The sequence below is a fragment of the Methyloversatilis sp. XJ19-13 genome, assembly GCF_024580155.1.
Taxonomy (GTDB): Bacteria; Pseudomonadota; Gammaproteobacteria; order Burkholderiales; family Rhodocyclaceae; genus Methyloversatilis.
This window is the reverse complement of record NZ_JANINH010000006.1, coordinates 9350-24446: the sequence shown is the minus strand read 5'-3', so window position 1 is coordinate 24446 and position 15097 is coordinate 9350. Positions and strand designations below refer to the sequence as shown.

The following is a 15097-nucleotide window of genomic DNA, read 5'->3' as shown; positions in this document are numbered from 1 at the left end:
ACACTCCGGAACGCCCCGCACCTTGCGGGGCGTTTTGTTTTGCGGCTCTGCACCAGATGAATCCGGTTGCCGCACCGTTGTGGTGCAAAAACCCACTCAAGGCAAGGGTTTTCAAGTATCGGCGCGGCTTTGGGGCATGGCACATTTCTCGCTGTGCTCCGGATGAAGTCAGCACAAGCGCCACATCACCACCGAGACAACACGATCATGGCAAATCCGTCGTCGATCTATGACGAAATGAACAGTGCCGACGGCACGGTGCGCAGTCACTACGCCGGATATCAGAAGTGGCTTGCGGAAACGCCCCCCGAGCGCATTGCCCAGAAGCGTGCCGAAGCCGATCTCGTCTTTCACCGCGTCGGCATCACCTTCGCCGTCTACGGCGAAGAGTCCGGCAAGGAACGCCTGATCCCGTTTGACATCGTGCCGCGCATCATTCCGGCGCAGGAGTGGAAGCAACTCGCGGCCGGTCTGCGCCAGCGGGTCAAGGCGCTGAACATGTTCCTGAATGACGTCTACCACGACCAGGAAATCATCAAGGCCGGTCACGTGCCGGCCGAACAGATCCTGTCGAACAGCCAGTACCGCCCGGAAATGCAGGGCGTAGATGTGCCCGGCGGCATCTACGCCCACATCGCCGGGGTCGACGTGGTGCGAGCCGGTGCCGGCGAGTTCTACGTGCTGGAAGACAATCTGCGCGTGCCCTCCGGCGTGTCCTACATGCTGGAAGACCGGCGCATGATGATGCGGCTGTTCCCGGAGCTCTTCTCGCGCTACCGCGTGGCACCGGTCGAACACTATCCGGACATGCTGCTGACCAATCTGCGCGCGGTCGCGCCGGCCGGGGTCATCGATCCGACGGTAGTCGTGCTGACGCCAGGCGCCTACAACTCGGCCTACTTCGAACACGCCTTCCTCGCCCAGCAGATGGGCGTCGAGCTGGTCGAGGGGCAGGACCTGTTCGTGCGCGACGATCACCTGTACATGCGCACCACGCAAGGACCGCAGCGGGTGGATGTGATCTACCGCCGCATCGACGACGACTTCCTCGACCCGCTCGCCTTCCGGCCCGATTCCATGCTTGGCGTGCCGGGGCTGCTGCAGGTCTATCGCGACGGACATGTCACGCTGGCCAATGCGATCGGTACCGGCGTGGCTGACGACAAGTCGATCTATCCCTATGTGCCGGACATGATCCGCTTCTACCTTGGCGAACAACCGCTGCTGAACAATGTACCGACCTTCATGTGCCGCAAGCCGGACGATCTGGCTTACGTGCTGTCCCATCTGGACGAACTGGTCGTCAAGGAGACACACGGCGCAGGCGGCTACGGCATGCTGATCGGCCCGCGTGCCACGAAGGAGGAGATCGAACGCTTCCGGCAGCTCATCATCGACACGCCGGATCGCTACATCGCCCAGCCCACGCTCGCGCTGTCCGCGTGCCCGACCTTCGTCGATGCCGGCATCGCGCCGCGCCATATCGACCTTCGCCCGTTCGTGCTGTCGGGCAAGGACATCAACATGGTGCCGGGCGGCCTGACCCGCGTGGCACTGCGTGAAGGTTCGCTGGTGGTGAATTCGTCGCAGGGCGGCGGCACCAAGGACACCTGGATACTGGAGGTCTGAGAATGGAAGCCCCCACGCTCACTTCCTTCGCGCAGGGCCGGCTTTGCACAGCCGGCCCGTTCGGCAGGCGCAGCACATGTGCTGCGAAACCCCTGCCTCACCCCCGCCGAGGGGGCTGCGCTCGCCCTTGGGGCGGCCCTGCGGGCGGCGCGGAAGCGTCGCATTTTTCCTATGCGGATAACTGGATCGAGTCACCATGCTGAGCCGCACCGCAGATCACCTCTACTGGATGGCGCGCTACATCGAGCGCGCCGAAAACGTCGCCCGCATGCTGGACGTGAACTACCGCATGTCGATGGTGCCGCAGGCCGAAGGCGGCATCGATGCCGGCTGGGGGGCGACACTGTCGATCACCGGTCTGGAAGACGCTTTCCGCGCCAAGCACAGTGCAGCCACGATGGAATCGGTGCTCGAATTCATGGTGTTTGACGGCACGAATTCGTCGTCGATCATGAGCTGCCTGCGCATGGCGCGCGAAAACGCCCACGCGGTACGCGGCACCATCACGTCGGAAATGTGGGAAACCACCAACGACACCTGGCTCAAGATGCGCGACTACCCGCGCTGGAAGCTCGCCGGCAGCGAAATCGGTGAATTCTTCGAGTGGGTCAAGTTCCGCTCGCACCTGTCGCGCGGCGTCACGCTGGGCACCATGCTGCGCGACGAGGCGTTTCACTTCATCCGCCTCGGCACCTTCCTCGAACGGGCCGACGCGACCGCGCGCTTCATCGACGTGAAGTACCACATGCTGGTCGACGGCGCGGCACCGCCCGATACCGCCGCCGATTATTACCAGTGGAGTGCGCTGCTGCGCTCGGTGTCCGCATTCGAGGTGTATCGCAAGGTCTACCGCGACCTGATCACGCCGGTCAAGGTTGCCGAACTGCTGATCCTGAATGACCAGATGCCGCGCTCGCTGCGTACCAGCATGGTCGAGGTGTTTGAAAACCTGAATGCGCTGTCGAACTACCGTTCGAGCGAAACCGAAAGGCGTGCCGGCGAATTGCAGGCCAGCCTGAAGTTCGGTCGCATCGAGGATGTCTTTGCGCGTGGCCTGCACGAATACCTGACGCAGTTCATCGTACGTGTCATCGATCTGGGCAACCGGGTGTCCGAAGACTTCCTGGTGCCGATGTCGTCAAGCTGATCACCCCTGGGGGGCGTGGCTGCGTCCGTCCCCCGAGGGGGCCAAGTCGGCCCGGTGCGGGCCGGAGACGACCTGTCTGCCGAAATCAGAGGAGATAACCATGCTGCTCGACATCCGCCACGAAACCACGCTGCGCTACACGCGGCCGGTGCAGTACAGCATCCAGCAACTGCGACTGACGCCGCGCGAGGATTCGACCCAGCGGGCACTGGCCTGGAAGGTTCAGGCGCCGGGCAGCGCACGCCGCTCGATCGATGCGCATGGCAATGTCGGCCACCTGCTGACACTGGACCGCCCGCACAGCGAGTTGTCCATCCTGGTCAGCGGGACGGTTCGCATGACCGATGATGCGGCGTGGATGCCGCGCGATGCGGGCACGCTGTCGCCCCTGTCCTATCTGGCGACCAGCCGCCTGACGGAAAGCGACGAGCAGGCCCATGCGATGGCGGCCACCCATCTTCGCGCGCGACGCGATACCGTGGGCGAACTGCTCGATCTGAGCGGCGCGGTATGCGGTGCGGTGCGCCACCAGCCGGAATGTGTGCCGCCGGCCGGTGCCGCCAGTGCATTCGAAGCCGGGCGCGGCTGCGGCGCCGACATCGCGCATGCCTTCATCGCCTGCTGTCGTGCCGCCGGCCTGCCGGCGCGGTTCGTCAGCGGCTATCTGGTCGATGCTGCCGGGGAATGGGCGGCGCCGCACACCTGGGTCGATGTCTGGCTGGCCAGCGGCCCGGCTGCCGGTGGCGAAGCCGGCTGGGTCAGTGTCGATGTGCTCGAACGGTCGCTGGCCGGGCAGGGCTATTGCCGGCTGGCGGTCGGTCGCGATCATCTGGACGCCTGCCCGGTGCGTCTGAGCGACACGGCTGACCATGCCGTGATGACGGTGACGCGGGTGTCCGTACACCGCCACTGAGCGGGCGGGCTCGCCCGGCTGTGGCTTTTCGGGCCGGACTGCGCACAGGCCCGCCGACACGGATAACATTCCTCTTTCACACCTGCCGGAATTTCTGCCATGACTTACTGCGTGGGCATGCTGCTCGACGCCGGGCTGGTTTGCCTGTCCGATTCGCGCACCAATGCGGGGGTCGATCACATCAATACCTTCCGCAAGATGAATGTGTTCGAGCGGACGGGTGAGCGCGTGCTCGTGCTGATGAGCGCGGGCAATCTTGCGGTCACGCAGACGCTGGTGAGCCTGTTGCGCGAGCGCCTGGCCACCGACGGCCCTAATCTGCATACCGTGGCGAACCTGTTCGAAGCGGCCCGCCATGTCGGCGACTGCCTGCGCGAGGTGTATGCGCGCGACGCCGATGCCCTGCAGGAGTTCGGCATCGAATTCAACGCGTCCTTCATCCTCGGCGGTCAGATCCTGGGTGAGGTGCCGCGGCTGTTCCAGATCTACTCGGCCGGCAATTTCATCGAGGCGACACGCGATACGCCTTACTTCCAGATCGGCGAGGCCAAGTACGGCAAGCCCATCATCGACCGCGTCATCCGCCCGGAAACCCTGCTCGACGATGCGGCCAAGTGCGCGCTGATATCGATGGATTCGACCATACGGTCCAACCTGTCGGTCGGACTGCCGCTCGACCTGCTGGTGTTGCGGCGCGACGGGCTCAAGGTGTGCTCCAGCCTGCGCATCGACGCCGACAACGCCTACTTCGAAATGATCCGCAGCCGCTGGGGTGAAAGCCTGCGCGAGGCTTTCCACGCGCTGCCCTCGCCTGACTGGATACCCGGCTGATGTCGCTCGGGGACCGGTGCGGCGCGGCGAATCGCGCGTTGCACCGCACGGGCCCGTTGTCTTTTCGGGCATTTCCGCCGGCGCGCCCGCAAAGCTAAAGGTTCCCCCGAGGCCGTCGTTAATCCGGATTCCAACCACGAACCTGTCTGGAGCATGTCTGCTCAAGCCGACTGGCATTGCGCACGCGCAATCGATGTGTGCGTCACGCCGCGTACCCTGATGCCCCGGGGGTTGCGAGGTGTTCTGTACGTCCTGCTGTGTCTGGTCGCTTCAGGCTTCGCATGCGTGACGGCAGCGCGCGCAGCCGACCTTCCTTCCATTGCGCTGCACTACGGCAAGCAGGCGCCACTGGCCTCTCTGAAGGCGTTCGACATTGCGGTGGTCGAGCCTGACCACGGTTTCGACCCTGTCGCCTACCGTGCCGGCAAGGCTGAAGGTGCCGGCAGCGAACTGTTCGCCTATGTCAGCGTCGGCGAAGTGCATCCGTCGCGCGGCTACGCCTCGCGCATCCCGGCGCCGTGGCGCATCGGCAGCAATACCGACTGGCAGTCCATCGTGATCGATCAGGCGCAGCCGGACTGGCCGGCCTTTTTCGCCGAACAGGTCATTGCACCGCTGTGGGCGCGCGGCTACCGCGGCTTCTTTCTGGACACGCTCGATTCCTATCACCTGGTGAAGAACGCAGACGTGGTGGCGCAGCAGGCCGGTCTGGTGGCGGTGATCCGCCTGATGCGCACGCGCTTTCCGGGCATCCGTCTCATCATGAACCGCGGCTTCGAACTGCTGCCTGCGCTGCGGGGCGAGATATTTGCCGTGGCGGCCGAATCCCTCTATCGCGGCTGGGACGCGAAGAAGAAGCGCTATGTCGAGGTGTCTCAGGCGGATCGAGACTGGCTGCTTGGCCAACTGGTCGCGGCACGCGACCAGTACGGCGCCACGGTGCTGGCGATCGACTACGTGGCGCCGACCGCCCGCTCGCTGGCGCGCGCGACCGCCCAACGCATCCTGTCGCACGGCATCGTGCCCTACGTCACCGATGCCGCGCTCGAAACCACCGGCATCGGCCTGATCGAGGTGCTTCCGCGCAAGGTGATGTTCCTCTACAACAGTCGGGAGTCGTCGCGCATCAATGCGTCGAATGCACACCGCTACGCCGAAATGCCGGTCAATCATCTGGGCTATGTGGCCGAGTATGTCGACGTCAACGGCAGTCTGCCGGAGGTGGTGTCCGCCGGCGACTACGCTGGCGTCGTCGCCTGGTTCGACGGCTATGTGTCGCCGGATCGCGCCGGCGCGCTGTCGAACTGGCTGGCTGCACGCATCGCCGACGGCACGCGGGTTGCAGTATTCGGCAGCTTCGGGTTCCAGCCGGCTGGCAGCTTCGTTCGCGCCGCAGGGCTCGACGACGCGGCCCCACCGAAGGGTGCGCTGAAGGTCGTCAGTGCCGATGCGCTGATCGGCTACGAGTCGCCGGCGCTTCCGGAGCGACGGGGCGTCGAGCCGATAAGGGTGTCGGCGCCTGGCGCACGGACGCTGCTGCGCCTGTCGGACGCGAACGGTACGCACTACGACGCGGCCGCCCTCACCGGGTGGGGCGGCTACGTGCTGAATCCTTTCGTGGTGCGCGTACTCCCGGGCGAGGACGAGCAGTCGCGCTGGATCGTTGAACCCTTTGCCTTCCTCCGTCAGGCGCTGGCGCTGCCTGCGCTGCCCGTCGCAGACACCACGACGGCCGCCGGACGCCGCATGTTCTTCGCCCACATCGATGGCGACGGCTTTCCGTCGCGCGCCGAAATGCCGGGCCGCCGTCTGGCCGCGGAAGTGCTGCTCGACGATGTGCTCAAGCGCTACGCGGTGCCGCATGCGATGTCGGTCATCGAGGTCGAAACCAGCCCGCAGGGCGCGTATCCGAAAGAGTCGCCGCTGATGGAAGACGTGGCGCGTCGCATGTTCGCGCTGCCGCACGTCGAAATCGCGTCGCACAGCTATACGCATCCGTTCTTCTGGGACAGCGTCGAGCGCGGTGAAGTGCGCGAGTCGCTGCAGGGCTATTCACTGGCGCCCAAGGGCTATGTCCCCAGCCTGCAGCGCGAGATTCTGGGTTCGAGCGAGTACATTCGCAGCCGTCTGGCACCGCCCGGCAAACCGGTCGGGCTGATGTTGTGGACCGGCGATGCGTCGCCGACCGAAGCTGCGCTGGACATCGTCGACGCCGCCGGCATGGTGCAGATGAACGGCGGCTTCACGGTGGCCACCCGCAACTACGCCAGTCTGGCCGCGGTGTCCGCGCTGGGCTCCTGGCAGGGGCGGCGCTTCCATGTGTATGCGCCGATCATGAACGAGAACGTCTACACGAATTTGTGGACCGGCCCGTTCTACGGCTTCGAGCGCGTCATCGAAACCTTCGACTACACGGGTGCGCCGCGCCGCCTGAAGCCGATCAACATCTACTACCACACGTATTCGGCCAGCAAGCGAGCGGCGCTCGACGCGCTGCACAAGGTGTATCGCCACGCGCTGGCGCAGGAGATCCACCCGGTGTTTCCGAGCGAGTACGTGCGCATTGCGATGAACTTCAACGACCTGGTGCTGGCGCGTTCGCTCGATGGCCAGCGCTACCTGGTGCGCAATGCGTCGCATCTGCGCACGCTGCGCCTGCCGGCCGAACTGGGTTATCCGGATCTCGCTGCAGCGTCCGCTGTGGCGGGCTTCAACGCCGGACCGGAAGGCCGCTATCTGCATCTGGCCGCCGATCAGGCGAGCTTCGGTCTGCTCCCGGCGGCGCCGGCGGCGCCCGCGCTGTCGAGCAGCAACGGCCGCATCGCCGCGATGACGCGCGATGCAGACCGGCTGGTGCTGGACCTGCGCGCTCACGTTCCTCTTGAATTCGCGCTTGCGAACATCGACCACTGCACCGCCAGCGCGGACGGCAAGGCGCTCAAGCCCTTCCGTCGCGACGCGGGACTTTCACACTTCAGGCTGACCGCGCATGCTGCGACGATCGAGTTACGCTGCCGCCTCGCTTGAGCGGCCGCGGCTGGTCGCGCCGCATGTGCTGCTGGGCATCGCGCTGCTGGTGGCGCTGCTGCTGGTCGTGCTCTATCCGTATCGCGAACTGGTGCAATACACGCTGAACGCGACCCGTGGCGACACGCTGACCATCGCCTATCTGCGCAATCTTTTGCGCACCGATCCCGACAATCCCGAACTGCGGCTGGCGCTGGTGCGACAGGCGCTGGCGCGGCGCGACTACGACGGTGCGCGCCTTGCGCTGGCGCCGTTGTTGTCCGGCACGCCAGCCGGCGCCGCGGGCACCGAGGCGCGCTGGGTCGAATGGACGGTGTTCGAAAGCGAGCTGCTGGCCAGCCAGCCGGGTTCTGCGCGGCGCGCCGAACTCGAGGCGGCCCTGCCCGAAAAGTTGCGCCGCACCGTGCTGATCGATGGCCTGACCGACCAGAACCGCATGGCGCTGGTCGAACGCGCGCTGTCCTGGGGACAGGCGGTGCTGGCGCTGGAACTGCTTTCGGGCTTCACACGTGAAGGTGTGCGGCCTGACCCGCGCATCTATCGCGAGGCGGCGAAGGAACTGCTCGGCCATGGCGAATACCAGAGCGCCGCGAAAATTCTGCTGCTGCTGCGTGCCGCCGAACCGGGTGCCGCAACGCGTCGTCAGCTTTATCTGCAGGCGATCCGCATCCTGCAGTCGGGCGATCTGCTGGCACTGGCGCTCGAAACGGCCGAACGCGAACTGGGTGAATTGTCGGGCGACACCGAAGTGCTGTACTACCTGGTCACGCTGGCGCGCGCCGCCAACCGCCCCGACGCGGCGGCGCGCTTTGCCCGCGCCATGCTGAAGCTGTCGCTGCAGCAGCAATGGCGCCGCACGCTGCTGGCGCAGTCCGGCTTCGATGCCCAGCCCTGGCGGGTGGCGACGAATGGCGTGCCCGATCTGCCATTCGATGACCGCATCTACACGCTCGGATTCGAGGCCTTTCTGGGCAACCGCCAGCTCGACGACGCGCAGCGCGTCGCCGCGTCGGCGGTGCGTCAGGCGCCCGACAGCCTGGTCTGGCGCGAGCGTCTGGCCACGTCGTCGGAGTGGGCCGGCAGGCCGCAGGAAGGTCTCGACCAGTGGCTGGTCATCGCCCGGCGCACCGGCCGCGAGGACGCGTGGGACGCGGTGCTGCGGCTGGCCCCCGGCCTGCTCGACGACGAAGCCCTGCTGGCCGGCCTGCGTCACCGCATCGCACGGCAGCCCAACGACAGCCGCCTGCTGACCGCCATCATCGCCACCTTTGAACGGCTCGGCAGACCGCGCGAGGGCATCGAATTCCTGCAGGGCCTGGGCGGGGCGAACCCGCCGCAGCCGGTGCTGGTGGCGCTGGCCGATCTGGCCGAGCGCGCCGCCGACATCGAGCTCGCGCTGGCCACGCTGGCGCGCATCGATGCCTCCGCCACGCCGGATGTGCGCCGCACGTCGCGCCGGGCGGCGCTGCTGATCTCGCGTAACCGCTTCGATGAAGCGATGGCCGCGCTCGAAGCGGTCCGCCCGGCAGCCGGCGATGCCGATCGCGATTACTGGCGGCTCTATGCGTCACTGGCCCAACTGCTGCAGGACGACGACCGGGCGCGCGACGCGCTGGCCCGCATCACGCGCTTCGACGATGCCGAGGTGTTCGAACTGCAGGATCTGGTCGAACTGCTGCTGGATGTCGCACCGCTGCAGGCGGCGCGCGAAGCCGAGCGCGGCTGGCGCCTCCATGGCGATCGCGTATGGCTCATGCGTACGCTGGATCTCTATGTGTTCACCGGCCGGCCGCAGGACATCGGCCGCATCATCGGTGAATTGTCGGACGCCCAGCGGCGCGATGCCGAACAGCTGCCGCTGTTCCTGCAGATCCGCGCGCGCTGGCATCAGGCCGCCGGCCGCAAGGCGCAGGCGCTGGACGACTTCAGCGCGGCGCTGGCCATCGATCCGGGCTCGGTCGACGTGCGTTCCGCGCTGCTGTGGCTGTTCATCGACGGCAACGACACGCTGGCGCTGCGCGAACTGCTGGCGCGCCATGAACAGTCATGGTCGCGCGAACCCTTGCTGCATGACGCGCTGGCTGCGTCCTGGCAGGCGCTGTCGCGCCCGCAGACTGCGCTCGAACGCTATCTGCTGCCGCGCATCGGCGCGCAGCGCGGCGACTTCCTGTGGATGATGAATGTCGCCGATGCGCTGGAACAGAATCAGGAAACCGAACGCGCGTGGCGGCTGCGCGAGCAGCTGTGGCGCGCCGAGCGGCCGAAGCTGCGGGTGCTCGCCGCCGACGACATCGCACAACTGCAGCGGCTGGCGCGTGTGCGACTCGCGCGTGCCCAGCAACCGGGCGACGCCTCGCATGCGCTGCTGCGCGAGGTGCTGCGGCTCGACCGCGCGCCCGACGGCGAATGGCTGCCGGCGGCGAAGGAACTGGCGCTGTCATGGTTCATCGATCACGGCGAGTACGAGGCGGTGCGCGGCTTTCTGTGGCACCAGTACGGTCGCGCGCTGAACCGTCCGCTGTGGGCCGACATCACCGCCGCGCTCGGTCAGGGCGACGTCGCGGCGGTGGGCGCGCTGCTCGAGCAGTGGGACGAACGCCTGCCGCGCTACGACCGCGTCAACAGCGCGCGGCTGGTCGGCGACGTGCGGCGTGCCCAGACGGCGGCCTTCGAAACGATGGATGCGCAGCGCGATGACGCGCCGCTGCACCTGCAGCTGAGCGACGCGCTGCTCGACTACGCCGACCGCTTCGACCTCGACATCGCCCAGCGCGAACTGGCCGGCATCGACGAACGCCAGCAGTCGGCCACACTCGACATCGGTGTCGCGCCCGACCTGCGGTTCAGTGTCGAATTCGGCTCGATCACGCGCGGCCGCGGCGACAACGTCGACTACTCGGCGGTACCCGACGAACGCGAATACCTGCTCGGCCGGCTGGCCTGGGCGCACGACGATGGCGTGACCCGCATCACCGTCGGTCAGCGCGACGGCTTCGAAACGATTCATCCGTTCGCTATCGAGCGCGAACAGCGCATCGACCGGCGCCTGTCCGGATCGCTGGGCATCGGCCTGAACATGCCGGCCACCGAAAATCTCGGCCTGCGCGTCGCCGGCATGCGCGATCAGGTCGAACTGCGCGGCACCTATCGCGTGTCGCGCTACGACCGCATCGGTCTGCAGCTGTCGCGCTACCGCTATCAGGCGCAGAACGATCTCGACATCGGCCGCGGCCGGCTGTGGCAGGCGGAATATGTGCACTCGATCCGGACCGAACTGCCCGATCTCGAAGTCAGCGCCTATGTGGCGGGCTACCGCTTCAGTCCGTCCGACATTGATCTTGCCGATGCGCGTGCCGTAGACATCAAGAACCGGCTGTTCTTCGCCAGCGCGTCCGACGCCACCGCGCTGCGGCCGCAAAGCTTCAACCTGCACGGCGTGCGACTGACCCACAACGTGCGGCTGGCGCGCGACTACACCAAGGCGCTGCGGCCTTTCGGCTCGGTCGGCGTGCTCAACAACAGCGTGTCGGGTGCCGGTTACGACGTGGCGCTCGGCCTGGCCGGCAGCGTGCTCGGCACCGATCATTTTTCGCTGTCCTGGCGACAGAACAAGGGCGGTGGCGGGCTGTTCGCGCGTACCACCGAATTTGCGCTTCACTACCGGCTGTTCTTCTGATGGCCGCCTTTCTAGAACAGGGAGATACACCATGACCCGCCTGATCCACCGCACTCTGGGCCTGCTGGCCGTTGTCACACTGCTTGGCGGTTGCGCCGTCATCGACCACTCGCCGCCTTCCGGCGCCGACAAGAGCGCCGCCTGGGTGGTGCTGCCGTTCGCCAACGCGACCGAAACGCCGTTTGCCGGACAGCGCGCCGAGAGCGTCACAGAAGGCCTGCTGCGTTCGCTCGGCGTGGCCAACCTGAAGCGCTACCCGGTCAGCCTGCAGAACGACAACCTGTTCGAATCCGGCAAACCGAAGGACGCCGACAAGGCGATGGACTGGGCGAAGGAGCAGGGCGCGCGCTATGCGGTCACCGGCACTGTCGACGAGTGGCGCTACAAGGTCGGTGTCGATGGCGAACCGGCGGTGGGCGTGGCGCTGCAGATCGTCGAGATCGACGGCGGCAAGGTCGTGTGGAGCGGCGTCGGAGGCAAGAGCGGCTGGAGTCGCGAATCGCTGTCCGGCGTGGCGCAGGAACTGATCAAGTCGCTCCTCGTGCCGGCCCTGAAGTAAATGAATCCGCGCGCGCCCGGCGAGAAGCCGGTCATCCGCCGCGTCGATGAGCCGCTGATCCGGCGCATCATCGACCGCTTCACGCCGACCGGCTCCGGGGCTGGCGCATCGGCGCTGACCGAAACCCTGGTGCTGCCGGTGCTGGCATTGGCACTGGCGTTCTGGCTCAATCCGCTTGACCCGTTCTTCCTGCGTTCGCAGTTCGCGTGGGTGTGGCTGGGCCCGGTGCTGGTGGCGCTGCGCTACGGGCCGATACCGGGTCTGGTCGGCAGTGCCATCGTGTTCGGCGCCTGGTTCGTGTTCGGCGAGCTGGGCGTGGCGCTGGGCGAACTGCCCAAACTGTATTTCCTCGGCTGGCTGATCACGGTGATGATCAGCGGCGAGTTTTCGTCGCTGTGGCGCGGCCGCGTGCGACGCGCCGAAAGCGTGCAGGCCTATCTCGAACAGCGGCTCGAATACCTGACGCACCAGCACTATCTGCTGCGCCTGTCGCATGACCGGCTGGAGCAGGACCTCATTTCGCGCCCGGTATCGATGCGCGATGCGCTGGTCAGTCTGCGCGGTCTGGCGTCGGCGCCGGCCGCGGGGACTTCGCTGCCCGGTGCGGCCGAACTGCTGCGGCTGGTGTCCCAGTACTGCCAGATCGAACGTGCCGCGCTGCTGCAGATCGATCAGGACGGCCACGCGGACGGCGCCGCACCGGTTCATCTGGGTGCGCCGTTCGACATCGACATGGCGGATCCGCTGGTCGGCTATGCCTGCGAACGACGTCGCCTCGCCCACATCGCGCTCGACGAAGAACGTGCGCTGAGCGGCTCGCGCTATCTGGTCGTTGCGCCGCTGACCGACATGGCGGGCGACATGTGCGCGCTGCTGGTGGTCGAAGGCATGCCGTTCTTCGCGCTGCACGACGAAACGCTGCAGATGCTCAACCTGCTGCTCGGCTACTACGCCGACGGTCTGTCGGCGAGCGAACTGGCGGCACCGATCCGCGCGGTACACCCCGACTGCCCGCCCGACTTCGCCTTCGAACTGGCGCGCATGTGGCGCGTGCGGGTCGAATCCGGCGTGGCCAGCGCGCTGGTCACGCTCGATTTTCCGGCCGCTGCGCCGGAAGACGATCTGGCACTCCAGATCAGCCGCATCCAGCGCTCGCTCGATGTGGTCTGGCTGGTGCGCAGCGACACCGGCTCGCAACTGATCACGCTGATGCCGCTTGCCGGCAGTGCGGCGGTCGAAGGCTATCTCGCGCGCATCGATGCCTGGCTGGCGCAGCACCGCAGCGGCGGGCTGGATGCGAGCGGCATCGGCAGCCGCATCAACCTGATCGATACGATCGAACCGCTGACGTTGCTCGAACGACTGCTGAAAGGTCGCCATGGGCGCTAGCAAATTCGGCCTGATGGCCCTGCTGACCGAGCTTGGCGCCCTGCAGGCAATGCTTCTGGTCGAGCACGCCGATCAGGCATTGCTGGCCTATCTGGCGATTCACGCGCCAGCCAGCGGCCTGCTTGCGCTGGCCGTCTACCTGCTGATCCCGGCGCGACAATCGAAACCGCGTGCCAGCGTGCTTGCGCTGCTGTTCAGCTGCATCTTCTTCGTACCGCTGCTCGGCTTCGTCGGAGTGGTCATTGGTGCGCTGCTGCGCCACCTGCTGCCGCGGCTGCGTGCGCCGCAGCGTTTCACCGCGGTGCGTCTGCCCGATCTCGACACGCACGAAAGCAGCGAAAAGTCGTCCGCCGGATTCCGTCAGGCCGGCGTGCGCCAGTTCCTGAAAAACGAGCGTGCGCCGGTGCCGCAGCGCCTGCGCGCGATGGTGGCGCTGTCGCATGCGCCGTCGCGCATCGGTTCGCCGGTGCTGCGCGAACTGCTGGGCGACGCCGAAGACGATCTGCGCCTGCTCGCCTACGGCCTGCTCGACGGACGCGAGAAGCAGCTCAACGCCTCCATCCACGAGGCGCGCCAGCGCCTCGCGGCCAGCAGCGATGTCGTGGAACGCAGCACGGTCGCGCATCAGCTTGCAGCGCTGTACTGGGAACTCATCTATCAGGGGCTGGTGCAGGGCGACCTGCTGGACTACGCGGTCGGTGAAGCGCTGCGCCACACCGAAACCGCGCTGCAGGGACTGACCGACGATCCGGCGCTGCACCTGCAGCACGGTCGCCTGCTGCAGCAGCTGCAACGCTTCGACGAAGCCGACGCCGCCTACCGGCGCGCGCGAGAACTGGGCCTGCCGGCGTCGCGCGTGGTGCCCTATCTGGCCGAACTGGCGTTCGCCCGGCGCGATTACGCGCGGGTGAAAACCCTGCTGGCGAGCATGCAGGACTGGGAGGGCCTTTCGCGCCTGCAGCCGGTACTGCGATTCTGGGGGCACGCATGACAGAGCTGATCAAACCGGCGGGCGTCGATGTGGCGCTGCTGCTCGAAGGCACGTTTCCGTACGTGTCGGGTGGCGTGTCGAGCTGGGTGAACCAGATCATCCGCGCCTTCCCCGACCTCACGTTCGCCGTGGTGTTCATCGGCAGCCGGCGCAGCGATTACGGCGACATGCGCTACACGCTGCCGGACAACGTGAAGCACATCGAAACCCACTACCTGCACGACGACCTGGGCAGCGCCAGCGCACACGACCGCAAGACCGGCATGGCGGGCGACGCCGAAGGCTTCGCCCGCATGGCCGCCCTGCACGACACCTTCCGCAGCGGTGGTGACGCGCTCGACCTGTTCGGTGCGGCGTGCCGTGAAATCAGTCCGGGCGGCCGGGTCAGCCTCGACGACTTCCTGCGCAGCGAAGCCTCGTGGGACATCGTGACCGACCGTTATCGCAAGTACTGCAGCGACCCCAGCTTCGTCGACTACTTCTGGACTGTGCGCATCATGCACCAGCCGCTGTGGCAGCTCGCGCGCGTCGCGCACGGGCTGATTCCGGCGAAGGTCTATCACAGCGTATCGACCGGATACGCCGGCTTCCTCGGCGCCATGCTGGCGCAATCGACCGGCCGGCCGCTGGTGCTGTCGGAGCACGGCATCTATACCAAGGAACGCAAGATCGACCTGTATCAGAACGAGTGGATACGGGACAACCGCAACGTGTTCCAGAAGGACGCGTCCGAACTGAGCTATTTCCGTCAGCTGTGGATACGCTTTTTCGAATGGCTGGGCCGGCTGACCTATGGCGCGGCCGACCCCATCATCGCGCTGTATGAGATCAACCGCCTGCGCCAGGTCGCCGACGGGGCCGACGCCGCGCGCACGCGCAACATTCCGAATGGCGTGGCGATCCAGAAGCTGGCGCCGCTGCGCGCGCAGCGGCCC

The 15097-nt window shown here is 66.7% G+C and carries 10 protein-coding genes; all 10 read left to right on the top strand.

Annotated features, from left to right (window positions below):
* Window positions 1-207 precede the first annotated feature (207 nt).
* A complete protein-coding gene (locus NMQ14_RS09550) occupies window positions 208-1629 on the top strand; it encodes a circularly permuted type 2 ATP-grasp protein (RefSeq protein ID WP_257095547.1) in 1422 nt (473 codons plus the stop codon).
* Window positions 1630-1825: 196 nt separating this feature from the next.
* Complete coding sequence (locus tag NMQ14_RS09545) at window positions 1826-2776, top strand: alpha-E domain-containing protein (RefSeq protein ID WP_257095546.1); 951 nt, start codon at window positions 1826-1828, stop codon at window positions 2774-2776.
* A gap of 100 nt (window positions 2777-2876) precedes the next feature.
* On the top strand, window positions 2877-3689 hold the full coding sequence (locus NMQ14_RS09540) for a transglutaminase family protein (RefSeq protein WP_257095544.1): 813 nt from the start codon (window positions 2877-2879) through the stop codon (window positions 3687-3689).
* 99 nt (window positions 3690-3788) lie between these two features.
* On the top strand, window positions 3789-4520 hold the full coding sequence (locus tag NMQ14_RS09535; RefSeq protein WP_069039805.1) for a proteasome-type protease: 732 nt from the start codon (window positions 3789-3791) through the stop codon (window positions 4518-4520).
* A gap of 285 nt (window positions 4521-4805) precedes the next feature.
* Window positions 4806-7547, top strand: coding sequence for a bifunctional glycoside hydrolase 114/ polysaccharide deacetylase family protein (locus NMQ14_RS09530; RefSeq protein ID WP_257095538.1), 2742 nt, complete (start codon window positions 4806-4808; stop codon window positions 7545-7547).
* Window positions 7510-11223, top strand: a complete 3714-nt coding sequence (locus NMQ14_RS09525) for a tetratricopeptide repeat protein (protein WP_257095536.1) — start codon at window positions 7510-7512, stop codon at window positions 11221-11223. The genes NMQ14_RS09530 and NMQ14_RS09525 overlap by 38 nt, the downstream gene beginning before the upstream one ends.
* A gap of 31 nt (window positions 11224-11254) precedes the next feature.
* Window positions 11255-11782: a penicillin-binding protein activator LpoB gene (locus NMQ14_RS09520; protein ID WP_257095534.1), complete on the top strand. Its 528-nt coding sequence runs from the start codon at window positions 11255-11257 to the stop codon at window positions 11780-11782.
* Window positions 11783-13171, top strand: coding sequence for a PelD GGDEF domain-containing protein (locus tag NMQ14_RS09515; protein WP_257095532.1), 1389 nt, complete (start codon window positions 11783-11785; stop codon window positions 13169-13171). It begins immediately after the preceding gene.
* Window positions 13161-14162, top strand: a complete 1002-nt coding sequence (locus NMQ14_RS09510; RefSeq protein WP_257095529.1) for a hypothetical protein — start codon at window positions 13161-13163, stop codon at window positions 14160-14162. Before NMQ14_RS09515 ends, NMQ14_RS09510 begins: the two co-directional genes overlap by 11 nt.
* Window positions 14159-15097: GT4 family glycosyltransferase PelF (pelF, locus tag NMQ14_RS09505; RefSeq protein WP_257095527.1), on the top strand; the 939-nt coding region annotated here is incomplete at its 3' end. The genes NMQ14_RS09510 and pelF, both read left to right, overlap by 4 nt.

What these genes read in the sequence shown, in the direction of transcription:
- NMQ14_RS09550 (WP_257095547.1), top strand. Translation starts at nt 208, where the DNA reads ATGGCAAATCCGTCGTCGATCTATGACGAAATGAACAGTGCCGACGGC.
- NMQ14_RS09545 (WP_257095546.1), top strand. Translation starts at nt 1,826, where the DNA reads ATGCTGAGCCGCACCGCAGATCACCTCTACTGGATGGCGCGCTACATC.
- NMQ14_RS09540 (WP_257095544.1), top strand. Translation starts at nt 2,877, where the DNA reads ATGCTGCTCGACATCCGCCACGAAACCACGCTGCGCTACACGCGGCCG.
- NMQ14_RS09535 (WP_069039805.1), top strand. Translation starts at nt 3,789, where the DNA reads ATGACTTACTGCGTGGGCATGCTGCTCGACGCCGGGCTGGTTTGCCTG.
- NMQ14_RS09525 (WP_257095536.1), top strand. Translation starts at nt 7,510, where the DNA reads ATGCTGCGACGATCGAGTTACGCTGCCGCCTCGCTTGAGCGGCCGCGG.
- NMQ14_RS09520 (WP_257095534.1), top strand. Translation starts at nt 11,255, where the DNA reads ATGACCCGCCTGATCCACCGCACTCTGGGCCTGCTGGCCGTTGTCACA.
- NMQ14_RS09515 (WP_257095532.1), top strand. Translation starts at nt 11,783, where the DNA reads ATGAATCCGCGCGCGCCCGGCGAGAAGCCGGTCATCCGCCGCGTCGAT.
- NMQ14_RS09510 (WP_257095529.1), top strand. Translation starts at nt 13,161, where the DNA reads ATGGGCGCTAGCAAATTCGGCCTGATGGCCCTGCTGACCGAGCTTGGC.